Source organism: Acidiphilium sp. C61 (genome assembly GCF_905116885.1).
Lineage (GTDB): Bacteria > Pseudomonadota > Alphaproteobacteria > Acetobacterales > Acetobacteraceae > Acidiphilium.
Genome location: NZ_CAJHNI010000005.1, coordinates 2,977,770 through 2,999,344, shown reverse-complemented (window position 1 = coordinate 2,999,344; position 21,575 = coordinate 2,977,770). Strand labels below are relative to the sequence as shown.

General features: G+C 70.5%; 19 protein-coding genes. 11 read left to right on the top strand and 8 right to left on the bottom strand.

Annotation, left to right across the window (positions count from 1 at the left end; genetic code table 11):
• From HUW10_RS16855 to HUW10_RS16835, 5 genes are all read left to right on the top strand, one after another.
• Entirely contained in the window at positions 1-600 is a 600-nt protein-coding gene (locus HUW10_RS16855) for an ATP-binding cassette domain-containing protein (protein ID WP_174504525.1), read from the top strand.
• Complete coding sequence (locus tag HUW10_RS16850) at positions 597-1,388, top strand: ABC transporter permease (protein ID WP_174504524.1); 792 nt, start codon at positions 597-599, stop codon at positions 1,386-1,388. Before HUW10_RS16855 ends, HUW10_RS16850 begins: the two co-directional genes overlap by 4 nt.
• Positions 1,389-1,644: 256 nt before the next feature.
• Positions 1,645-3,570: a S9 family peptidase gene (locus HUW10_RS16845; RefSeq protein ID WP_174504523.1), complete on the top strand. Its 1,926-nt coding sequence runs from the start codon at positions 1,645-1,647 to the stop codon at positions 3,568-3,570.
• Positions 3,567-4,199, top strand: a complete 633-nt coding sequence (locus HUW10_RS16840; protein ID WP_174504522.1) for a VC0807 family protein — start codon at positions 3,567-3,569, stop codon at positions 4,197-4,199. Before HUW10_RS16845 ends, HUW10_RS16840 begins: the two co-directional genes overlap by 4 nt.
• 227 nt (positions 4,200-4,426) lie before the next feature.
• Complete coding sequence (locus tag HUW10_RS16835) at positions 4,427-6,166, top strand: ATP-binding protein (RefSeq protein WP_174504521.1); 1,740 nt, start codon at positions 4,427-4,429, stop codon at positions 6,164-6,166.
• A gap of 231 nt (positions 6,167-6,397) precedes the next feature.
• Here the strand turns inward: HUW10_RS16835 and HUW10_RS16830 are convergent, their stop codons facing one another.
• From HUW10_RS16830 to HUW10_RS16815, 4 genes are all read right to left on the bottom strand, one after another.
• Positions 6,398-7,414, bottom strand: a complete 1,017-nt coding sequence (locus HUW10_RS16830) for a glycosyltransferase family 4 protein (protein WP_174504520.1) — start codon at positions 7,412-7,414, stop codon at positions 6,398-6,400.
• Between the two features lie 64 nt (positions 7,415-7,478).
• Positions 7,479-7,886, bottom strand: coding sequence for a hypothetical protein (locus HUW10_RS16825; RefSeq protein WP_174504519.1), 408 nt, complete (start codon positions 7,884-7,886; stop codon positions 7,479-7,481).
• A complete protein-coding gene (locus HUW10_RS16820) occupies positions 7,883-8,314 on the bottom strand; it encodes a rod-binding protein (RefSeq protein ID WP_174504518.1) in 432 nt (143 codons plus the stop codon). Before HUW10_RS16820 ends, HUW10_RS16825 begins: the two co-directional genes overlap by 4 nt.
• Positions 8,311-9,465: a flagellar basal body P-ring protein FlgI gene (locus tag HUW10_RS16815; protein ID WP_174504517.1), complete on the bottom strand. Its 1,155-nt coding sequence runs from the start codon at positions 9,463-9,465 to the stop codon at positions 8,311-8,313. The genes HUW10_RS16820 and HUW10_RS16815 overlap by 4 nt, the downstream gene beginning before the upstream one ends.
• A 122-nt stretch (positions 9,466-9,587) precedes the next feature.
• On the opposite strand from HUW10_RS16815, the gene HUW10_RS16810 reads away from it, so the two are divergent.
• Positions 9,588-9,983 carry a flagellar assembly protein FliX gene (locus HUW10_RS16810; protein ID WP_174504516.1) on the top strand — a complete coding sequence of 132 codons (396 nt, stop codon included), beginning with the start codon at positions 9,588-9,590 and terminating at the stop codon, positions 9,981-9,983.
• 121 nt (positions 9,984-10,104) lie between these two features.
• Positions 10,105-10,521 (top strand): RNA polymerase-binding protein DksA, encoded by a 417-nt coding sequence (gene dksA / locus HUW10_RS16805; RefSeq protein ID WP_174504515.1) that lies wholly within the window; start codon positions 10,105-10,107, stop codon positions 10,519-10,521.
• Positions 10,522-10,669: 148 nt separating this feature from the next.
• On the opposite strand, the gene ligA is transcribed toward dksA, so the two are convergent.
• The 3 genes from ligA to HUW10_RS16790 are packed head-to-tail and all read right to left on the bottom strand — an operon-like array spanning position 10,670 to position 15,318.
• Entirely contained in the window at positions 10,670-12,709 is a 2,040-nt protein-coding gene (gene ligA / locus HUW10_RS16800) for an NAD-dependent DNA ligase LigA (protein ID WP_174504514.1), read from the bottom strand.
• Positions 12,706-14,385 carry a DNA repair protein RecN gene (recN, locus tag HUW10_RS16795; RefSeq protein ID WP_174504513.1) on the bottom strand — a complete coding sequence of 560 codons (1,680 nt, stop codon included), beginning with the start codon at positions 14,383-14,385 and terminating at the stop codon, positions 12,706-12,708. Before recN ends, ligA begins: the two co-directional genes overlap by 4 nt.
• An 18-nt stretch (positions 14,386-14,403) precedes the next feature.
• Positions 14,404-15,318 carry an outer membrane protein assembly factor BamD gene (locus tag HUW10_RS16790; RefSeq protein WP_236656472.1) on the bottom strand — a complete coding sequence of 305 codons (915 nt, stop codon included), beginning with the start codon at positions 15,316-15,318 and terminating at the stop codon, positions 14,404-14,406.
• Positions 15,319-15,700: 382 nt separating this feature from the next.
• Between HUW10_RS16790 and rpsA the strand changes: the two genes are divergently transcribed.
• Positions 15,701-17,428, top strand: coding sequence for a 30S ribosomal protein S1 (rpsA, locus tag HUW10_RS16785; RefSeq protein WP_174504512.1), 1,728 nt, complete (start codon positions 15,701-15,703; stop codon positions 17,426-17,428).
• A 267-nt stretch (positions 17,429-17,695) separates the two neighbouring features.
• Here the strand turns inward: rpsA and HUW10_RS16780 are convergent, their stop codons facing one another.
• Positions 17,696-18,058, bottom strand: a complete 363-nt coding sequence (locus tag HUW10_RS16780; RefSeq protein WP_236656470.1) for a hypothetical protein — start codon at positions 18,056-18,058, stop codon at positions 17,696-17,698.
• A gap of 135 nt (positions 18,059-18,193) precedes the next feature.
• On the opposite strand from HUW10_RS16780, the gene HUW10_RS16775 reads away from it, so the two are divergent.
• Genes HUW10_RS16775 through der form a run of 3 tightly spaced genes read left to right on the top strand, consistent with a single transcriptional unit; the run spans position 18,194 to position 21,572 of the window.
• Positions 18,194-18,862, top strand: coding sequence for a tetratricopeptide repeat protein (locus tag HUW10_RS16775; RefSeq protein WP_174504511.1), 669 nt, complete (start codon positions 18,194-18,196; stop codon positions 18,860-18,862).
• A gap of 11 nt (positions 18,863-18,873) precedes the next feature.
• On the top strand, positions 18,874-20,220 hold the full coding sequence (locus HUW10_RS16770) for a PQQ-binding-like beta-propeller repeat protein (RefSeq protein ID WP_236656468.1): 1,347 nt from the start codon (positions 18,874-18,876) through the stop codon (positions 20,218-20,220).
• Entirely contained in the window at positions 20,217-21,572 is a 1,356-nt protein-coding gene (der, locus tag HUW10_RS16765; RefSeq protein WP_174504509.1) for a ribosome biogenesis GTPase Der, read from the top strand. The genes HUW10_RS16770 and der overlap by 4 nt, the downstream gene beginning before the upstream one ends.
• Positions 21,573-21,575: the final 3 nt, after the last annotated feature.

The window sequence follows — 21,575 nt, the reverse complement described above, 5'->3', positions numbered from 1 at the left end:
GTGGCCGGCTTCCTGGAGGCCGCCGGCCTGCGCGGCGCGGCGGGCGGGCCGTTCGACCTCACCCTCGGGCGCGGCGAGGCGGTGGCGATCACCGGGCCGTCCGGCGCGGGCAAGTCGGTGCTGCTGCGGATGATCGCGGATCTCGACCCGCATGAGGGGCGGGTGACGCTGGGAGGGGCCGACCGCGCGGCGATGCCGGCACCATCATGGCGGCGGCGCGTCGCCTATCTGCCGGCCGAGCCGGGCTGGTGGCACGAGACCGCCGCCGCCCATTTCCCCGACCGCGCGGCGGCAGCGGAGATGATGCCGCAGCTCGCCCTGGCGCCGGCGCTGCTCGACCAGGCGATCCACCGGCTGTCGACCGGCGAGCGGATGCGCCTCGCGCTGATCCGCACCATCCTGCCCCGGCCCGATGTGCTGCTGCTGGATGAGCCGACCGGCGCGCTCGATCCGAAGGCGACCGGGCTGGTCGAGACGCTGCTGGCGCTGCGGCTCGCCGCCGGCACCGCGATCGTGATGGTGACGCATGACGAGGCGCAGGCGCAGCGGCTCGGCGCGCACCGGATGCATCTCGAAGGCGGGCGGCTGAACCTCGCATGACCCCGATCGATCTCACCCCGGCGGACCTGCTGATCGCCGCCTCGCTCGTGCTGGTCGATGCGCTGGCCTCGGTGCTGCTCGGCCTCAGGCTACACCGGCAGCTGCTGGTCGCGGCGGCGCGCTGCGCGGTGCAGCTGCTGCTGATCGGGTTTCTGCTCCGCTTCGTCTTCGCCGCCGAGGCGCCGCTGCTCACGCTCGGCATCATCCTGCTGATGGTCGCGATCGCGGGGCGCGAGGTCGCGGCGCGGCCGGAGCGGCGGCTCGTGCGCTACGGCAACCAGATCGCCGGGCTGTCGGCCGTGGCGCTGGCCACCTTCATCACCGCGATCTTCGCGCTCGCCACCGCGATCCGCCCGGAACCCTGGTATGCCGCGCGCTATGCCATTCCGCTCGCCGGGATCATGCTCGGCAACGCGCTCAACGCCGCCTCGCTCTCGCTCGACGCGCTGCTCTCGGCGGTGACGCGCGAGCGCGCCGCGATCGAGGCGCAGCTCGCCCTCGGGGCGCGTTTCCGCGACGCGATGCGCCCGCTGATCCGCGAGGCGGTGCGGCGGGGGATGCTGCCGATCGTCAACACCATGTCCGCCGCCGGGCTGGTGACGCTGCCCGGCATCATGACCGGGCAGATCCTGGCCGGGCTGTCGCCGGTTTCGGCGGTGAAATACCAGATCATGCTGATGTTCCTGCTCGCCGGGGCGACCGGCATCGCCGCCGTGGGCGCGGCCTATTTCGCGGCACGGCGGCTGACCGACGAGCGCGAGCGGCTGCGGCTCGACCGGCTGCACTGAGCCCCGGCGGCGAAACCGCCGCACTGACCGGCGCGGCGGTTTCGCCACACTGACCGGCGCGGCGGTTTCGCCGCACTGAATGGCGCGGCGGTTTCGCCGCACTGAATGGCGCGGCGGTTTCGCCGCACTGAATGGCGCGGCGGTTTCGCCGCACTGAATGGCGCGGCGGTTTCGCCACGCTGAATGGCGCGGCGGTTTCGCCGCGCTGAATGGCGCGGCGGTTTCGCCGCGACGCGATCTCCGATAGGACGTCCACATGGACCGCACGACAAACACCACCGCCCTCCCCCTCATTCCGCGCGCCGCCCTGTTCGGCAATCCGCGCCGGGCGGGGGCGCAGATCAGCCCCGATGGCGGCACGATCGCCTTTCTCGCGCCGCGCAACGGGGTGCTGAACCTGTTCGTCGCCCCGCGCGGGCGGATCGACGCGGCGCAGCCGCTGACCGACGAGCGGCGGCGCGGCATTCCGGGCTATGCCTGGGCGCATGACGGGCGGCATCTGCTCGTGGTCAAGGACAATGACGGGGACGAGAATTTCCATCTCCACGCCGTCGACCGCGAGACCGGGGCGATGCGCGACCTGACGCCGCACGGGCCGATCCAGGCGAGCATCGTCAAGCTCTCCCGCCGCCATCCCGGCGAGGCGGTGGTCAGCCACAATGCGCGCGACCCGCAATGGCCGGATCTCTACCGGATCGAGATCGCGACCGGGCGGGCGACGATGATCGCGGAAAATCCCGGCCTCGCCGGCTTCGATGTGGACGAGGATTTCGCCCTGCGCCTCGCCGCGCGGCTGGAGGGCGACGGCAGCCAGACGGTGCTGCGCCCGGATGGCGCCGGCGGTTGGTCGCCGTTCATGCGGTTCGCGCCGGAAGACGCGATGACCTCGGGCGTGCTCGGCCTGTTCACCACCGATGGGCGGACGACGCTGATGCTGAGCAGCGCGGGGCGCGATACCGCCGCACTGTTCCGGCTCGACCTTGAGACCGGCGACGCCACGCTGCTTGCCGAGGATGCGCGGGCGGATATCGGCGAGATCATCGTCCGGCTGCACGAGAACACGCCGCTCGCCTATGGGGTGAATTACGAGCGCAACCGCTACGTGGCGCTCGATCCCGCGATCCAGCCGGATCTCGACGCGCTCGACGCCGCCGGGATCGGCGATTGGGGCATCCAGTCGCGCAGCGAGGACGACCGGTTCTGGATCGTCGGCGCCGCCTCGGACACGGCGCCGGGCGTCGCCTGGCTGTATGACCGCGAGAGCCGCCAGCTCGAAAAACTCTACGACACACGCCCCGATCTTGCCGAAGCCACGCTCGCGCCGATGCGCCCGGTGGTGATCGCCGCGCGGGACGGGTTGTCGCTCGTGTCATACCTCACCGTGCCGCCGGATGGGGGGGATGCGCCGCGCCCGCTGGTGCTGCTGGTGCATGGCGGGCCGTGGGCGCGGGATTCCTTCGGGTTCAACCCGTATCACCAATGGCTGGCCAATCGGGGCTATGCCGTGCTGTCGGTCAATTTCCGGGCCTCGACCGGGTTCGGCAAGGCGTTCCTCACGGCCGGCGACCGCGAATGGGGCCGGGCAATGGATGACGACCTGCTCGATGCGGTGGACTGGGCGATCGGCCAGGGCATCGCCGATCCGAGCCGGATCGCCATCATGGGCGGCTCCTATGGCGGCTACGCGACGCTGGCCGCGATGACGCGGAACCCCGAGCGCTACGCCTGCGGGGTGGATATTGTCGGCCCGTCCAATCTCGAGACGCTGCTCGCGACGATTCCGCCCTATTGGGAGGCCGGGCGCAGCATCTTCACCCGCGCGCTCGGCGACCCGGCAACGCCGGAGGGGGCGGCGTTGCTGCGCGAGCGCTCGCCGGTGCACCAGGCGGCGCATCTCGCCCGGCCGCTGCTGATCGGCCAGGGGGCGAACGATCCGCGGGTGAACCAGGCGGAATCCGACCAGATGGTGGCGGCGCTGAAGGCGAAGGGCATCGCGGTGACTTACGTGCTGTTCCCCGACGAGGGGCACGGGTTCGCGCGGCCGGAAAACAGCATCGCCTTCAACGCGATCACCGAGCATTTCCTCGCCGCCCATCTCGGCGGGCGGGCGGAGGCGCTGGCGGCGGACGAGATCGGCCGCTCGACGGCGCAACTCCTCGAAGGGGCGGACATCCTGCGATGAAGGGCATCGTCACCCGCAAGCGCGTCATGATGGCGCTGGAAATCCTGTTCAATTTCCTGCTGCCCTGGACGGTCTATCATTTCAGCAAGCCGCATGTCGGCGAGATCCACGCGATCATGGCCTCGGCGGCGCCGCCGATCGTCTGGAGTCTCGTCGAATTCGCGCGCCACCGGCGGGTGGATGCGATTTCGGTCATGGTGCTGGGCGGCATCGCGCTGTCCCTGGTCGGCTTCGCGCTCGGCGGCTCGCCCAAGCTGCTGCTGATGCGCGAATCGCTGATCACCGGGCTGATCGGCCTCGTGTTCATCGGCTCGGCGCTGATCCGCCGGCCGCTGATCTATGTGCTCGCCAGCGCCAGCCTGAAGCGGCAATCGGCCGAGGACAGCGCGGAATTCGAGGCGCATCGCGACCAGCCGGGATTCCGGCGGGTGATGAGCGTGATGACGATCGTCTGGGGCATCGGGCTGGTGGTGGAAACGGCGGTGCGCAGCGTGCTGGTGTTTTCGCTGCCGGTCGGCCGGTTTCTCATCGTCGGGCCGATCGTCGGCTACGCGACCATCGGGCTGCTGATGCTGTGGACCTTCCTCTATGGCCGCGCCGCCGAGAAGGCCGGGCTGATCGGGGAGTGAGGCGCCACGGCCGAATAATTTATCTTTATTAAAATTTATCTTATTAATTTGTAATGTTTTCGCCAAGTCCCATATATTGACCCGCATGGACGGGCGCTGCGGTGCCGGGACCGTGCGTGAGGGCCGGCAGGGACCGCGATGCGGAACGCGGCGTCCGAACGGCCACTCCGATGGTGGCAAGCCTGCGGCGGGATCCGCCCGCATCGCAGGATGGAGGCGAACACAACATGACGGCCGGTTCCATTCCGCTGACCCTGGCGCGCGTCAGCCCGGCGCGCGCGCCGCAGCCCGATCGAGCCGCGCCGATCCCGCTGCGCGCGCTGATCGAGGCGTTTGACTGGGGGGCCACGCCGCTCGGGCCGATCGGCTCGTGGCCGGCGATCCGCCGCCGCCGGATCGAGCTGATCTGCGCCTCGCAGACCGCCATCGCCACCATGTGGGGCAAGGAGGGCGTGCTGATCTACAACGATGCCTGCGCCGCATTGCTCGGGCGGTGGCATCCGCACAGCCTCGGGCGGATGGCGCGCGAGGCGCCGGGCGGGGTGCGGCGGCTCATCCTCGACATTCTGCGCCGGACGCTGGAGAGCGAATGCGTGATCCTGCCGGATCATTGCCTCGTCGCCGACCGCAACGGCAGGCCGGAGCGGGTCTGGCTGGGCCTGTCCTCGGTGCCGATCATCGACGGCGCCGGACGGATCGACGGCGCGCATGTCGTGCTGCGCGACACCACGGCGGAGGTGCGCGGGCGCGCGGCGGTGGAGGCGGAGCTGCGGCAGGCGCACAAGATGGACGCCATCGGCCAGATGACCGGCGGAATCTCGCATGATTTCAACAATATCCTGACCGGGATCCTCGGCAATCTCGACATGCTGGCGGCACGGCTGGAGCAGGGTGAGATTGTGGCCGCACGGTCGTATCTCGATGGCGCGCGCAGCGCCGCCGCCCGCGCCGCCGGCCTCACCCAGCGCCTGCTCGCCTTCGCGCGGCGGCAGACGCTGGCCCCCGCCGCGATCGACATCCCCGCGCTGATCGAGGACATGCACGAGCTGATCGACCGCATGGCGGGGCCGGCAATCGCGGTGCGGACAATCTGCCCGCCCGATATCCGCCTTGGCTTCTGCGACCGCAACCAGCTGGAAAACGCGCTGCTCAACCTCGCGATCAACGCGCGCGACGCCATGCCGGAGGGCGGGGTGCTGACGCTGGCGGCGGCCAACGCGATGCTCGGCCCGCCGCCACGCGGCCAGCGCCGGGGCGAAGGGGCGTATGTGCGGATCGGCATCGCCGATACCGGCAAAGGCATGACGGAGGCGGTGATGGCGCAGGCCTTCGAGCCGTTCTTCACCACCAAGCCGGCCGGCCAGGGCACCGGGCTCGGCCTGTCGATGGTCTATGGCTTCGTCCAGCAATCGGGCGGGCATGTCGAGATCGCCAGCCGGATCGGCGAGGGCACCACCGTCGACCTGTTCATCCCCTGCCCCGCCGCGGACATGCCGGCCGCACCGGCGACAGAGACGCTGGCCGAGGTGGCCCCGCTCGCCTCACGCCTGCCGGCGGGGCGCGACGTGGTGCTGATCGTCGATGACGAGGACGCGCTGCGGTCGCTGCTGGCCGACATGCTGGGCGAGCAGGGATTTGCCGTGCGGCAGGCGGCGGAGGCCGAATCCGGCCTCGACTGGCTGCGCGCCGATCCGACGATCGGCCTGCTGATCGCCGATATCGGCCTGCCCGGCGCGATGAACGGGCTCGCCCTCGCCGCCAGCGCGCGCGAGATGCGGCCGGATCTGCCGGTGCTGTTCGTCACCGGGCTCGCCGAGGAGGCGGGAGAGGTGGCGGCAGGAGATTCGGTGACAGGGGATGGGGCGGCGCGGACGGCGATGCTGCGCAAGCCATTCACCTTCGAGTGCCTGTGCCGGCAGCTTTTTCTCCTGCTGCACGGCGATGATGACAAACCGCCGATAGGATGAGTGGGCGACGCGCGGCGGCGGTCAGGCCGATGCTGTGCCGGGCGGCGGCGGTCAGGCCGCCGCTATGCCGGGCGGCGGCGGTCAGGCCGATGCTATGCCGGGCGGCGGCGGTCAGGCCGATGCTATGCCGGGCGGCGGCGGTCAGGCCGATGCTATGCCGGGCGGCGGCGGTCAGGCCGATGCTATGCCGGGCGGCGGCGGTCAGGCCGATGCTATGCCGGGCGGCGGCGGTCAGGCCGCCGCGAGACCGCGCAGCGCCCGGGCCTGGTCCGGCCAATGGGGCAGGCCGCGCGCGTGTTTCCAGGCGATCGCCCCCATCTGCGCCCGCAGCGCGGGGCTGAAGACGAGCCGGCGCATCGCCTTGCCCAGCTGGGCCACGTCATCCACCGGAGCGACGATGCCTGCCCCGGTCGGCACCAGTTCGCCGGCGGCACCGCCATCGGTGATCGCGACCGGCAGGCCCCGCGCCATCGCCTCGGCGACCGCCATGCCAAACCCCTCGAAGCGGGTGGCGAGGGCGAAGAGATCGGCTTCGGCCCAGGCATTCTCCAGCGCGCTGCCGGTGAGCGGGCCCCGCCGCTCGACCCTCGCCGCGACGCCAAGCTCGGCGGCAAGCCGGTCGAGACCCTCGGCATAATCAGGGTCGCGCAGCTCGCCGGCGATCACCAGCCGCCAGTCGAGATCGTGCAGCGAGGCGAGCGCGCGGATCAGGATATCGTGCCCCTTGCGATAGGTCAGCGTGCCGAGGGAAAGCACCGCGCAGGGGCTGCCATCGGGCAGGACCGGGTTGAGCGTGCGGCATTCGTAGCGGTCGGTACCCGGGACGAGAACGCTGATCCGGTCGTGCAGCACGCCGAATTCGGCGGACAGGCGCCCGGCGATCGGCTCGCTCGCGGCGATGACCCGGGCGAAGCCGGGCAACGCCTCCCGCTCCAGCGACTTGAACGCCTGCCGCACATCTTCCGGCGTGCCGGGTTCGAGCGAGGTCGGGTGATGGATGAGGGCGAAGGCGCCGCGCGCCTGCAGCGCCGGGATCGCGGCGCGGGCATGGGCGAAGGCCGCGCCCTCCAGCAGGATCGGGCCATCCAGCCGCAGCCGATCGGCGAAATCGGGGCCGACCGGTTGATCGAGCGCGAAGATCTCGACGCCGCCGCCCGCCTCGCGCCAGGCGGTGAGCAGGCGGCGATGGTAGAACGAGGCCCCGGTCACCGAGTCGAACGGGGCTTCCGTGATCAGGATCAGCTTCATTTGCCGGCCATGCCACAGCCGCCCCGATCTGGCCAGAGAGGCGTGCCAGAGAGGTGTGGCGCGATCAGGCGCGCAGGTTGAAGGCGACCGGCGGAACCGGCCTGCCGGCGGCGTCCTGCGCGTAGGATTGCAGCGGCTCGACCGCGGCGCGGCTGTTGTCGAGCGCCTGCATGACGGTGCGGATCACGCGCTGCTGGGTCTCGATCGCATCGCGCAGGAGCGCGCCATTGGCGCTGACCGCCTTCTCCAGCCGGCGCTGCGCCGCCTCGGCCTGCCGGCGCTCGCGCGGCGGCAGCTTCGCGCCGGCTTCCATCGCCGCCTCGAACGCGGCGATGGCCCCGCGCTTGGCCGCTTCCAGCGTGGCGCTGGCGGCGAAATCGTGCAGGGAAAGACGGCGGTTTTCTTCCTCGAGAATGGCGGCAAGGGCGTCCGCGGCGGCGATGGGGCCGCAGGGCGAGGTTTCGGTGTTCATGATCCGGCTCCTGGGGATAAGGATGGGGCGACCGATCCGCCGGGGGCGGGGACGGAGCTGGAAGGGGAGGTCGCCGTGGCGGGCTGGGGCTTGGTGCTGTCGCGCTCGGCCAGGAGCGCCTGTTCGATCATCGGCGCGAGGCCGAGGCCGCCGCGCGCCTCGATCGATTTCGCGACCGCGTTGATGAAGAAGGGGCGGAACGATTTTTCCACCGCGCCGCCGCTGAACGGTGCCGCGGCGGAGCCGGCGGAGGCGAACATCGGCTTGAGCAGCTGGGCGATCGCCATCGCCTCGAATTTGTGGGCGGCCTGGACGATGGCCTGATTGCTCATCGGCGCGGTGCCGCGGGCGGGCGGGGTTGCTACGGGCCTGGTGAGCTGATCGAGTGAAACGGCCGATGCGGCGCCGGGGATCGGGCTCAGGCTCATTGCACGACCAGCCGCGCCTGCAGGGCGCCGGCCGCCTTGATCGCCTGGAGGATGCTGATCATGTCGTGCGGCGCAACGCCGAGCGCGTTCAGGCTGGAGACCAGCTGCTGCAGGCTGATATTGCCCTGGACGATGTCCATTCTCTTGCCTTTCCCCTTCTTGACGGAAATCGAGGTCTGCGCGGTCGAGACCGTGTTGCCGCCGGCCAGCGCGTTGGGCTGGCTGACCACCGGGGTGTTCTTTACCGTGACGGTGATGTTGCCCTCGTCGATGGCGACGGTGCTGATGCGAACATTCGCCCCCATCACGATCGTGCCCGTCGCCTCGTCGACGACGACGACCGCCGGCGTGGAGGGCTGGACCCGCAGATCCTCGATATCGGCGAGGTTCTGCACGACGTTGCGCCCCTCGAGGTCGAGGGTGATGGTGCGCGGATCGTCGACCGTGGCGATGCCGGGGCCGAGCCGCGCGTTGATGACCTGGGCAATGCGCGTCGCGGTGGTGAAATCGGGGTTGCGCAGTTCGAGCTTGGGCTGCTTCTGCGCGGCAAGCTTGAAATTCACCGAGCGCTCGACGATGGCGCCATTGGTGATGCGGCCGACGGTGGGCACACCCTGGGTGAAGGATGCGTTCGCCCCCGCCGCCTGGATCGCGCCGGTGACCAGCGAGCCCTGCGCCACGGCATAGACCCGGCCATCGGCGCCGAGCAGCGGGGTGACGAGCAGGGTGCCGCCGGTCAGGTCGGTCGCATCGCCCATCGCCGAGACCGTGACGTCGATCGTCTCGCCGCTATGCACGAAGGCGGGCAGGTTCGCCGTCACCATCACCGCGGCGATGTCCTTGGTCTGCAGGTTGGCCGCCTGGCTCTGGGTGTTGACGCCGAGGCGCTCGAGCATGCCGATCAGCGACTGGCGGGTAAACACCGAGTTGTTGAGCGAATCGCCGGTGCCCTTGAGACCGACCACCAGCCCGTAGCCGACCAGCTGGTTGTTGCGGATCCCCTGGATGTCGGTGATGTCCTTGATCCGCACCTCGGCGAATGCCGGCCGCGCGCAGGCGAACAGCAGATAGAAAGCTGCCCAGAGCAGCAGAATTGCCGCGCGCCAGCGATGGCGGCCGCGGAAGGAGATATCAAAGAAATTTCGGGTCATCTGGCGCGATCATTTTGGTCACGCGGCGGAGTTTCGCAGGAAAAGGTTAATATTTTGCAGCTAAGGAAGGATTCAGCCGGGTGAAAGCGGCGCGCCCGCGCGAGGCGCCCAGGGAGGTGAGGATGACACGGGTTTCAGGACTGGGCGGGCCGGGCGGCATCGGCGGCACCGCGCGCGGCGGCACGGCGCGGCCGGCCGGCGAGAGCTTCAGCCTCGCCGCCCCGGCGCAGCACGCCACCGCCGCCCTCGCCCCGGTGAGCATCGCCGCGCTGATCGGGTTGCAGGACGAGGGCGGCGAGGCCCGCCGGCAGGGAGCAGCGAAACGCGCCGGCGAACGCGCGCTCGGCGCGCTGGCCGCGCTGCAACGGGCGGTTCTCGGCGGCGGCGCGCCGGATCTCGACGCGCTGGCGCGGAGTGCTGCAGAGATCGAGCTACCGGCCGACCCGGCGCTGCGCGCCATCGTCGGCGCCATCCGCCTGCGCGCGCGGGTCGAGCTCGCCCGCCACGGCAGGTTGTGACCATAAGGTGAATTGCACCCTCCCCGCCCTTGGCGGCGGCGGTCGGCACGGGTATAAGCCGCCAGCCTGAGGCCTCACCCTTACTGACCCCGGGGCCCGTGCGTTGGAGGAAGTGACAGTCATGTTAATTACTCTTGCACCGGACTACATCCCGAGCGATGATGAAGAGTTCATGAACCCGACCCAGGTCGAGTTCTTCCGGCAGAAGCTGCTCCGCTGGCGGCACGACCTGCTGATGGAGGCGAACGGAACCCTCGCCAGCCTGTCCGAAGGCGGCATCCTCGAGCCCGACATCACCGACCGCGCGAGCGTCGAGACCGACCGCGCGCTCGAACTGCGCACCCGCGACCGCGCGCGCAAGCTGATCGGCAAGATCGACCAGGCGCTGGCGCGGGTCGAGAACGGCACCTATGGCTATTGCGAGGAAACCGGCGAGCCGATCGGGCTGAAGCGGCTGATGGCGCGGCCGATCGCGACCCTGTCGATCGAGGCGCAGGAACGCCACGAGCGGCAGGAACGCATCCAGCGGGACGACTGAGTGCTGCAGACCGCCGATCCATCCGGATCGGGGCGTGTTCTGCCTGGCAACAAGATAGAGCATGGCATCCGATCCTGATGGATCGGAACGTGCTCAAGTTATTAGAGAGTAGAGCACTACATCCGATCCATCAGGATCGGAAAGTGCTCTACAACCCCGCGATCTCGCGGAATTCAGTTTCGCTCAGCATGGTCACGCCGAGGCTCGCGGCCTTTGCCGCCTTCGAGCCGGCTTCCGCCCCCACCACGACGAAATCGGTCTTTTTCGAGACCGATTCGGTGACTTTGGCGCCCAGCGCCTCGGCCCGCGCCTTCGCCTCCGGGCGGGTCAGCGTTTCCAGCGTGCCGGTGAAGACGATCGTCTTGCCGGCGAGCGCGCCGCCTTCCGCCGCAACCTCGTCCTCGATGGTCAGCGTCGGCACCAGCCGGTCGAGCAGGTCGCGGTTGTGCGGCTCGGCGAAGAAGCCGGCGAGTTCCTCGGCGATCGACGGGCCGATGCCGGAAATCGAGCCGAGTTCCAGCCGCGCATCCGAGCCGATCACGCCGGCCTGCTCCATCTGCTGGCGCCAGGCGGCATAGGAGGAATAGTGGCGGGCCAGCAGCTTGGCGTTCTGCTCGCCGATCCGCCTGATGCCGAGGGCGAAGATGAAGCGGGCGAACGGCACACGCCGGCGCGCCTCGATCGCGGCGACGAGCTTGCGCGCCGAAACCTCGCCCCAGCCCTCCAGTGCCGCGATCGCGGCCTCGCGGTCGCGCATGGCAAAAATATCCGCAGGGCTCCGGAGCCAGCCGAGGGCGTGGAACTGCTCGACCGTCCGCTCCCCCATCCCCTCGATGTCGAAGGCGGGGCGCGCGCAGAAATGGATCAGCCGCTCGACCACCTGGGCCGGGCAGCTCAGCCCGCCGGTGCAGCGGCGCACCACCTCGCCGGCCGGGCGGATCGCCAGCGCGCCGCAGGCCGGGCAGTGATCGGGGAAGACGAAGGGCACCGAATCGGCCGGCCGGCGCTCGGGCAGGGCGCGGAGGATCTGCGGGATGACGTCGCCGGCGCGCTGAAGCTCCACCGTGTCGCCGATCCGCACATCCTTGCGGGCGATCTCGTCCTCGTTGTGCAGGGTCGCGTGGCTGACCAGCACGCCGCCGACATTGACCGGGTCGAGCCGGGCGCGGGGGGTGAGCGCGCCGGTGCGGCCGACCTGGATGTCGATCCCGCGCAGGGTGGTCAGCGCCCGCTCGGCGGGGAATTTCCAGGCCACCGCCCAGCGCGGTGCGCGGCCGGCGAAGCCGAGGCGCTCCTGCAGCGCGAGATCGTCGATTTTATAGACGACGCCGTCGATATCGTAGTCGAGCCCGGCGCGGCGCTCGGCCACCGAGCGCTGGAACGCCTCGGCCTGCGCCTCGCTCACCCGTTCGGCCAGCGGGTTGACCGGGAAGCCCCAGCGCCGCAGCGTGGCGAGATAGTCCCAATGGGTCGCGCCCACCGCAGCACTCGCAGCCCCCCGCGCATAGGCGAAGAGCGAGAGGCGGCGGGCGGCGGTGATCGCGGGGTCGAGCTGGCGGAGGCTGCCGGCTGCGGCGTTGCGCGGGTTGGCGAACTGGCGGGACTGGCCCTGGTTGAGGGCGATGAAATCCGTCTTGGTCATGTAGACCTCGCCGCGGATCTCGATGAAATCGGGCGCGTCGTCCGGCAGGGTGGCGGGCAGCTCGCGCAGGGTGCGGAGGTTTTCGGTGACGTCCTCGCCCTCGGTGCCGTCGCCGCGCGTGGCGCCGCGCATGAAGCGGCGGTTCCCGTAGGTCAGCGAGATCGACAGGCCGTCGATCTTGGGTTCGGCGACGAAGGCGAGCGGGGCCACGCCGAGGCCGAGAAAGCGGCGGATGCTGGCGCAGAATTCGGCGAAATCCGCAGGCTCGAACACGTTGTCGAGCGAGAGCATGGGCACGCGGTGGCGCAGCTTGCCGAAGGCGCCGGAGGGGGTGGCGCCGACCTGGTCGAGGGCTGCGGCGCTTTCGGGATGGGCGGCGCGCAGCGACTCGGCCTCGCGCCGCAGGGCGTCATAGGCGGCGTCGTCCATGATCGGCGCATCGTCGCGGTAATAGGCGGCGTCCGCCGCGGCGAGGCGGGCGAGCAGCTCGGCGAGGCGGGCCTGCGGGTCGGCCGCATCGGGCAGGCCAGGCGGGCGGGCGCTCACGAGTGGCCCAGCAGGCTGCGCGCGGCGTCGCGCGCGGCATCGGTAATCGTTTCTCCGGCAAGCATGCGGGCGATTTCCTCCTGCCGTGCGGCGGCGTCAAGCCGGCTGATGAGCGTCATCGCGCGGTCGCGCCCGCTCGCCTTGCTGACCTGGAAGTGGGAATCGGCGCGGGCGGCGACCTGCGGCGAATGGGTGACGACAAGAACCTGGGTGTCGCGCGCGATCCGGGCGAGGCGATCGCCCACCGCCGCCGCGGTGGCGCCGCCGATGCCGCTGTCCACCTCGTCGAAGATCAGGGCGGCGACGGGCGATTCGCCGGCCAGCACCACGTTCAGCGCCAGCAGCAGGCGGGACAGCTCGCCGCCGGAGGCGACCTTGTCGAGCGGGCCGGGCGCGCTGCCGGGATTGGTGGCGACGAGGAAGCGCACCGAATCGGCGCCGTTCGCGTTCCACTGCGCCTCCGCGAGGTCGGTGCGGGCGACGAGGAAGCGGGCGCGATCGAGCCGGAGCGGGGGAAGCTCGGCGGCGATGGCGGCGGCGAGGCGCTCGGCCGCCGCCTGCCGGGCGGCACTCAGCGTCGCGGCCGCCGCGCCATAGGCGGTGCGGGCGGTGCGGCTCGCCGCCTCGGCGCGGGACAGAGCCTCGGTGCCGGCATCGAGCGTGGCGAGGCGGGCGCGGAACCGTTCGAGCAGGGCGGGCAGTTCGACGACGGGCACCGCGTGCTTGCGCGCCATGCCGCGCAGGGCGAACAGCCGCTCCTCGATCGCCTCCAGCCCGCGCGGATCGGCCTCGGCCTCGGACACGGCGCGGGAGAGCAGGGTTTCGGCTTCGGCCAGGGCTTCCTCGGCGCGCTCGATCGCGGCGAGCGCGGGGCCGATCGACGCGCCCTGCTCGGCCTCGGCGATGCGGGCGAGCGCGCGGGCGGCCGCACGCAGCGTCGCCGCCGGTCCGGCGGAGCGGCGCTCGCGCGGGGCAAGCTCGGCAAGCGCGCCGCCGATCGCCTCGGCGCGGCGCTCCGCCCCTTGCAGGCGCTGGCGGGCGGCGGCGAGTTCCTCCTCCTCGCCGGCGCGCGGCGCGAGTGTTGCGAGTTCGTCGGCCGCGTGGCGGAGGAATTCCTCGTCGCGCCGCGCGGCATCGAGCGCGGCCTCGGCCTCTTCGCGCGCCGCCTCCGCCGCGCGCCAGGTGGAGAAGGCGGCGGCCACCTCGTCGCGCAGCGCGGGCGCGACGCCGAAGCGGTCGAGCATCTCGCGCTGGGTTGCGGGGTCGGTCAGGCCGAACTGGGCGTGCTGGCCCTGGATCTCGATCAGCAGGTCCGCGACCCGGCGCAGCAGGGCCACGCTCACCGGCTGGTCGTTGACCAGGGCGCGGGACTTGCCATCGCGCGCGACGATGCGGCGGAGCAGGATTTCATCGCCGGTCTCGATCCCCTGCTCGGCCAGCAGCGCCAGCGCCGGATGGGTGGCGGGAATGGCGAAGGAGGCGGTGACCACTGCGCGGGCCGCGCCGGCGCGCACCAGCCCGGCATCGGCGCGGTCGCCCAGGGCGAGGCCGAGCGAATCGAGCAGGATGGACTTGCCGGCGCCGGTTTCGCCGGTGAAGACGGTCAGGCCCGGTTCGAAGCCGATATCCAGCCGGTCGATCAGGACGACGTCGCGGATGGACAGCGCCGTGAGCATGGCTCCGCCCGCCCCCGGTCAGAGCAGGCCGAAGAGGAACCCGCCCGTGGCCTTCGGCTTCGCCGCGTCGGTCACAAGCCCGTGCCGGCGCAGCGTGTCATAGGCGTGAAGGTACCAGCGCGAGCCGGGGTAATTGTGGCCGAGCACGGCGGCGTTCCGCCGCGCTTCCTTGACCAGCCCGAGATCGAGATAGCACTCCACCAGCCGGTCCAGCGCCTCGGGGGCGAAGGTCGTGGTCTGGTATTGCTGGACCACGACCTGGTAGCGGCTGATCGCCGCGGCGTAGAGATTCTGCCGCTGGTAGAAGCGGCCGATCTCCATCTGGTGGCCGGCGAGACGGTTCTCGACCAGGCGGAGCTTGATCCGGGCGTCGCGGGCATAGGCGCTGTCGGGGAAGCGGGAGACCACGTCCTGCAAGGCCTGGGCGGCTTCGAGGGTGAAGGTTTGGTCGCGCTGGACGTCCTCGATCTGCTCGTAGAAGCAGAGCGCCTTCAGGTAATAGGCGTAGGCGGCTTCGGGGCTTGCCGGGTGCAGCTCGATGAAGCGGTTCAGCGCGCTTACCGCGGAGTCGAAATTCTGCCGGCGGTATTGCGCGTAGCCCTGGAGCAGCTCGGCGTGGCTCTCCCAGGTCGAGTAGGGGTAATTGACCTCGATCTCGCCGAAGAGCTGGGCGGCCTTCTTGTTCTCGCCCTTGTGCAGCTGGGCGATGCCCTCGGCATAGAGGGCGTCGGCCGGTTGCAGCGGCTTGGCGGCGTGCTTGTGCGCGGCCGCGTCGGCGCCGGTCTTGGCGCTGCCGCCGAACAGGCCGCAACCGCCGAGGGCGAGCGGCGAGAGCAGGAGCAGGGCCGGCAGCGCGCGCGGGCGGCGCCGGCGCGTGCGCGGCTGCGAGGGGGTGAGGCGGGCCGGCCGAGCCGGAGTCTGCGAATGCGTCATCGGGGCCGGCTTATAGCATGTGATTCGGCGCCGCGAAGCCTCTGGCCCGCCCGCGCGCGGCGAAACGTGCGGGAAAGCTTGCAAATCCGGGCGAAAAAGCCTATTCCCGCGACAGTCGCGGACATGGTGTCCACGGCTTGTCGCCAGACCGATGCCGGGACGAATTGGACTATCCCGGCCGGAACAGCGCGCGGTTCTGCGGATTTCCCGCTCGGGGGATTCGCGGAGTGCCGGCGCCGCCCCGGAACGGTCCGCCACGGCGGCACCCGAAACCTCGTCCGGACAGATCCGGACAGTCGTGACCGCACCGGATGAAACTCCGCGCGGCGCGCCAGCCAAACCGGCCGCAAGACGGTCTCGTTTCAAGGATTCAAACCGCTTCATGGGTTCAACCGCAACTGCCATGCGCTCGCAGGGCGCTGATCATAATTCCGGCACCGAGGATTTCGCCGCGCTGCTCGACAGCACGCTCGGCAGCAATACCGGCTTCGAGGGCTCGGTCGTCTCTGGCCGGGTGTCGCGCATCGATGATGATTTCGTCGTCGTCGATGTCGGTCTGAAGAGCGAGGGCCGCGTGCCGCTGAAGGAATTCGGTGGCCAGGAGATCAAGTCCGGTGACACGTTCGACCTGTATATCGAGCGCTACGAGGACAAGGACGGCTCGATCGTGCTGTCGCGCGAGAAGGCGCGTCGCGAGGAGGCATGGACGGCGCTGGAGCGCGCCTATGAGCAGCAGGCCCGCGTCAACGGCGTGATCCACGGCCGCGTCAAGGGCGGCTTCACCGTCGATCTCGGCGGCGCCACGGCGTTCCTGCCGGGCAGCCAGGTCGATATCCGCCCGGTGCGCGACGTCACCCCGCTGATGGGCGTGCAGCAGCCGTTCCAGATCCTCAAGATGGACCGCGCGCGCGGCAACATCGTGGTCTCGCGCCGCGCCGTGCTCGAGGAAACCCGGGCGGAACAGCGCAGCGAGCTGATCCAGGGCCTCAAGGAAGGCCAGATCCTCGATGGCGTGGTGAAGAACATCACCGATTACGGCGCCTTCGTCGATCTCGGCGGCGTCGATGGCCTGCTGCACGTGACCGACATCGCCTGGCGCCGCATCAACCATCCGGCCGAGGCGCTGACCATCGGCCAGCCGGTGCGGGTGCAGGTGATCCGCTTCAACCCGGACACGCAGCGCATCAGCCTCGGCATGAAGCAGCTCGAGACCGATCCCTGGGAAGGCGTGGACGTCAAGTATCCGCCCGGAATCAAGGCGACCGGCCGGGTCACCAATATCACCGACTACGGCGCCTTCGTGGAGCTGGAGCCGGGCGTCGAGGGTCTCGTGCACGTCTCCGAGATGTCGTGGACCAAGAAGAACGCGCATCCCGGCAAGATCGTCGCGACGAGCCAGGAAGTCGAGGTCATGGTGCTCGACGTGGATGCCGGCAAGCGCCGCATCTCGCTCGGTCTCAAGCAGGTCCAGCGCAACCCGTGGGAGCAGTTCCTCGACGAGCATCCGGTTGGCTCGATCGTCGAAGGCGAGATCCGCAACATGACCGAGTTCGGTCTGTTCGTCGGCCTCGCGCCGGAGATCGACGGCATGGTCCACATGTCCGACCTGTCGTGGGACGAGCCGGGCGAACTTGCCATGGCGAAGTTCAACAAGGGCGACATGGTCAAGGCGAAGGTTCTCGACGTCGATGTCGAGAAGGAGCGCATCAGCCTCGGCGTGAAGCAGCTTGAGGAAGATCCCGCCGCCGGCGTGCTCGACCGTGTCCACAAGGGCATGATCGTGACCTGCGTGATCACCGCCGTGCAGGCGAACGGCCTCGAGGTGAAGGTGGACGACGTTCTCACCGGCTTCATCCGCCGCGCCGAACTCGCCCGCGACAAGGCCGATCAGCGGCCGGAGAAGTTCGCTCCGGGCGAGAAGATCGACGCCAAGATCACCGCCGTCGACCGCGCCGCGCGCAAGCTGCAGCTCACGGTCAAGGGCAAGGAGATCGACGAGGAGAAGCAGGCGATGGCCGATTACGGCTCGTCCGACTCGGGCGCCTCGCTCGGCGACATCCTCGGCGCCGCCATCCGCCGCCGCAACCAGCAGGCGCAGGGCGAGAACTGAACCGGCGCGCGCCCGGCTCCGGCGCCATGCCGGGTCCGGGCGATGCCGGGCGGCGCCTTTGCTCCGCAGGACCAACGCGAACGCCGCCCCCCCAGGGGCGGCGTTTGTCGTTGCGGATGTTGTTCGGGACGCGGCATGATCCGTGATGCCGGGCGGGAGGCGTGCCCTATCATATCGATAAACAGAGCATCCTTATCCGATCGGATGATGCTCTATTTATCAAAAAGATAGAGCACTACATCCGATCCAATCGGATCGGAAAGTGCTCTAGGGCCAGCGACCCTCGGCGCTTTCGATCTGCGCGCGGGTGGTCAGGCGGTAGGGGCCTTCGGCGATTTCCGGCGCGTGGTCCGGCAGTTTTTCGGGATCGGCCCAGCATTCGGGGACGCCCAGGGTCTGGGTGCAGTAGGGCGGCGGCGGCGGCGGGATGTATTTCGGCGCGCAATAGCTCTTGTCCCGGTCGAGCCGGACCATCGAGCAGTCGCGCCCGGTGACCAGCGAGACGACCGCATCCGGCACGGTGCGGTGGATCGTGGTCAGGGTGACGACATTCGCGGCCACGGTGGCACCCGCGCCGATGCCGCACCCGGCGAGCGGAATTGCACAGAGCATGACAAGCATTCGTCGCATTGGCAGCAGAATGCCATGAAAAAATGAAGACCTGGTTACGTTGCCCAACGTGCCGCGCGCGGCTATGGTCCGCCGCGATGACCCGATCCAGCCCGCGGGATACCCCTCCCCGGCGCCAAGCGAGCGAGAGCCCGAGTGCCCGATATTTTCGATGAAGTCGCCGAAGACCTGCGTGCCGAGCGCACGCGGCAGTTCCTCGTCCGGTATGCCGGCGCGATGGCTGCCGCCGCACTGGTCGTGCTGGCCGCGATCGGCGGATGGAAGGCGTGGCAGTGGCACCGCCATCAGCTCGATGTGCGGGCGGCGGAAGGCTACACCGCGCTGATCGCCGAGATCGGCCAGCAGGCTGGCGGAGCGACCAAGGCGGGCGATCTCGCCGATGCGAAGCGCCTCGCGGGATATGCCGCCACCGCGCCGGCCGGCTATGCCAATCTCGCCCGGCTGCGCGCCGCAGCGCTCTATGAGCAGGGCGGCGATGGCCAGGCCGCGCAGCGCCAGTGGTCGGCGATCGCGGCACCGGGCAGCGGCGCGCTGCCGACGATCCGCGATCTCGCGATCCTGCTCGGCGCGCAGCACGAGATGGGGGCGAAGGACGATGCCGCCGCCCGCGCCGGGCTGCAGACGCTGAACCGGCCCGGCAATCCGTGGCAGCCGCTGGCCCAGCTCGATCTCGCCCTGCTCGACATCAAGGCCGGCAAGACCGCCCCTGCCAGCGCGCTGCTGGCGGAGGTCAGCGCCAATCCCGCCTCCGCGCCCAATCTGCGCAATCTCGCCCAGGGCCTGATTGCGAAACTGAAGGGATGACCCTCCGGACCATGACCGATCTTCGCGCCCTTTCCACCATCGGGCGGCGCGGCGCGCTGCTGTCCTCGCTGGCGATGCTCTCGGGCTGCGGCCTGCTCTCGACGCCGCCGAAACCGCCTGTGCCGGGCCGCAAGATCCCGGTGCTGCCGCCGCACAACCCGCTGCGCGCCGGCGCCGCGGCGCCACCGGTGACGCTGCCGGCGCCGCAGACGCGGACGGTCTGGGGCCAGGCCGGCGCCACCGCCGCGCATGATGCCGGCGTGAGCGCCCTGCCCGCGCGGCTGCGCATGGCCTGGCGCGACGATGTCGGCGCTGGCGCGACCTATCGCCGCACGCTGCACGCAGCCCCCGTGGTCGCCGCCGGGCGGGTGTTCACCATGGATGCCAATGGCGTGGTCGAGGCCCGCGCGGTTGCCGACGGGCACCGGCTGTGGCGGCGCCCGATGCGCCCGCGACACGACAACAGCTTCGCCTATGGCGGCGGGATCGCGGCGGATGACGCGGCGCTGTATGTCGCCTCGGGCTTCGGCCAGCTCCTCGCCCTCGATCCGGCGAGCGGCAAGCCGCGCTGGACCAAGACGCTCGATCAGCCGTTCCGCTCGGCCCCCGGGCTCGGCGGCGGGATGATCTTCGTGACCATGCTCGACAACACGCTCCAGGCCTTCGATGCGAAGACCGGCGCCTTCGCCTGGCGGTTCCCGACCGGGACTGGCGCCGCCGGGTCGATGTTCGGCGCCGGCACGCCGGCCTATCAGGATGGCATCGTGGTCGCCGGCTTCGGCTCGGGCGTGCTGGCCGGGGTGAACGCTACCGGCGGCTCCGCCGTGTGGGAGCAGAGCCTTGCCGCGGGCTACGACCAGACCAATCCGCTCGATGTCTCCAGCATCGTCGCGAGCCCGGTGATCGCCGGGGGGCTGGCGATCGCCACCGGGCTCGCCGGCACCACCGTCGCCTTCGACCTGCGCTCGGGACGGCGGATCTGGAGCATCGGCGCCGGCGGCGGCGAGACCCCCGCCATTGCCGGCGACTGGCTGTTCCTGCTGACCGAGGGGCAGCGCCTCGCGGCGATCCGGGTGGCGGACGGCGTCGTCGGCTGGGTGACCGACCTGCCGGCCTATGGCAATCCGGCGCGGCGGCGCCAGCCGCTCACCTGGCACGGCCCGCTGGTGGCCGGCGCGGGGCTGCTGCTGACCGGCTCGGACCGGCGGATGATCGTGGTCGACGCCGTGACCGGCCGGCTGCTCACCCCGCCCGACCAGGGTCTGGCCCTCAATGGCGAGGCCGACCTCGCCGCGATCACCGCTGCGGGGACGCTGTTCGCGCTGACCCGCAACGCGGTGCTGACCGCGTATCGATGACCACCTCCCCTGCCCGCACCCCGCGGGTCGCGATCTGCGGGCGGCCGAATGTCGGCAAATCCACCCTGTTCAACCGGCTGGCGGGCAAGCGCATCGCGCTCGTCGCCGACGAGCCGGGGGTCACGCGCGACCGCAAGGAAGCCTGGGGTGAGCTTGCCGGGGTGAAGGTGCAGCTGATCGACACCGCAGGGCTGGAGGAAGCGCCGCCGGACACGTTGCCGGGGCGGATGCGCGCCTCGACCGGGACGGCGGTGGACGAGGCCGATCTCGTGCTGTTCGTGTTCGACGCCCGCGCCGGGCTGCTGCCGGAGGACCGGCATTTCGCCACCTGGCTGCGCCGGGCGGGCAAGCCGGTGATCGTCGTCGCCAACAAGGCGGAGGGGCGCAGCGGCAGCAATGCGGCGCTGGAGGCCTATGCGCTCGGCCTCGGCGAGCCGGTGCCGGTTTCGGCCGAGCATAACGAGGGCGTCTCCGACCTGGTCGACCGCATCGTCGAGGCGCTGCCGGAGGCGGACGGCGCTGCGGAGGAGGATGGCGAGCGGCCGTTGCATCTGGCCATCGTCGGGCGGCCGAATGCCGGCAAGTCGACGCTGATGAACCGGCTGCTGGGCGAACAGCGGGTGATCACCGGCCCCGAACCGGGCCTGACGCGCGATGCGATCGCCGCCGAGCTGACCGATTCGGACGGGCGGGTCTACCGGCTGTTCGACACTGCCGGGCTGCGCCGGCGCGCGCGGGTCGAGGCGGGGCTGGAGAGGCTTTCGACCTCATCGACGATCGAGGCGCTGAAATTCGCCGATACGGTGGTGCTCGCGATCGATGCGCATGAGGGGCTGCACGATCAGGATTTCACAATCGCCCGGCTGATCGAGCGCGAGGGGCGCGCCTGCGTGATCGCGCTGACCAAATGGGACCTGGTGGAAGACCGCGACCGCACCCGCCGCGCCATTCTCGAACGGCTCGAGCACTCGCTCTCGCAGATGAAGGGGATCACGCTGGTGCCGCTTTCGGGCGAAACCGGCGAGGGCGTCAGGAAACTGCTGCCGGCGGTGCGCGAGGCGGACCGGATCTGGAACACGCGGGTGACCACCTCCGCGCTCAACCGCTGGTTCGAGAGCGCGCTGGAGCGGTTTCCGCCGCCGCTGGTCGAAGGTCGGCGGCTCAAGCTGCGCTATATCACCCAGGTGAAGGCGCGACCGCCGAGCTTCGCGGTGTTCGGCACGCGGGCGGAGCTGACGCCGGACAGCTACCAGCGCTACCTGGTGAACTCGCTGCGCGAGCGGTTCGGCCTCGAGGGCGCGCCGATCCGGCTTTCGCTGCGCGGCACCAAGAACCCCTACGTGGACGAATAGGCC

Coding starts and splice junctions, on each gene's coding strand:
- HUW10_RS16850 (WP_174504524.1), top strand. CDS start 597: ATGACCCCGATCGATCTCACCCCGGCGGACCTGCTGATCGCCGCCTCG.
- HUW10_RS16845 (WP_174504523.1), top strand. CDS start 1,645: ATGGACCGCACGACAAACACCACCGCCCTCCCCCTCATTCCGCGCGCC.
- HUW10_RS16840 (WP_174504522.1), top strand. CDS start 3,567: ATGAAGGGCATCGTCACCCGCAAGCGCGTCATGATGGCGCTGGAAATC.
- HUW10_RS16835 (WP_174504521.1), top strand. CDS start 4,427: ATGACGGCCGGTTCCATTCCGCTGACCCTGGCGCGCGTCAGCCCGGCG.
- HUW10_RS16830 (WP_174504520.1), bottom strand. CDS start 7,414: ATGAAGCTGATCCTGATCACGGAAGCCCCGTTCGACTCGGTGACCGGG.
- HUW10_RS16825 (WP_174504519.1), bottom strand. CDS start 7,886: ATGAACACCGAAACCTCGCCCTGCGGCCCCATCGCCGCCGCGGACGCC.
- HUW10_RS16820 (WP_174504518.1), bottom strand. CDS start 8,314: ATGAGCCTGAGCCCGATCCCCGGCGCCGCATCGGCCGTTTCACTCGAT.
- HUW10_RS16815 (WP_174504517.1), bottom strand. CDS start 9,465: ATGACCCGAAATTTCTTTGATATCTCCTTCCGCGGCCGCCATCGCTGG.
- HUW10_RS16810 (WP_174504516.1), top strand. CDS start 9,588: ATGACACGGGTTTCAGGACTGGGCGGGCCGGGCGGCATCGGCGGCACC.
- dksA (WP_174504515.1), top strand. CDS start 10,105: ATGTTAATTACTCTTGCACCGGACTACATCCCGAGCGATGATGAAGAG.
- recN (WP_174504513.1), bottom strand. CDS start 14,385: ATGCTCACGGCGCTGTCCATCCGCGACGTCGTCCTGATCGACCGGCTG.
- HUW10_RS16790 (WP_236656472.1), bottom strand. CDS start 15,318: ATGACGCATTCGCAGACTCCGGCTCGGCCGGCCCGCCTCACCCCCTCG.
- rpsA (WP_174504512.1), top strand. CDS start 15,701: ATGGGTTCAACCGCAACTGCCATGCGCTCGCAGGGCGCTGATCATAAT.
- HUW10_RS16780 (WP_236656470.1), bottom strand. CDS start 18,058: ATGCGACGAATGCTTGTCATGCTCTGTGCAATTCCGCTCGCCGGGTGC.
- HUW10_RS16770 (WP_236656468.1), top strand. CDS start 18,874: ATGACCGATCTTCGCGCCCTTTCCACCATCGGGCGGCGCGGCGCGCTG.
- der (WP_174504509.1), top strand. CDS start 20,217: ATGACCACCTCCCCTGCCCGCACCCCGCGGGTCGCGATCTGCGGGCGG.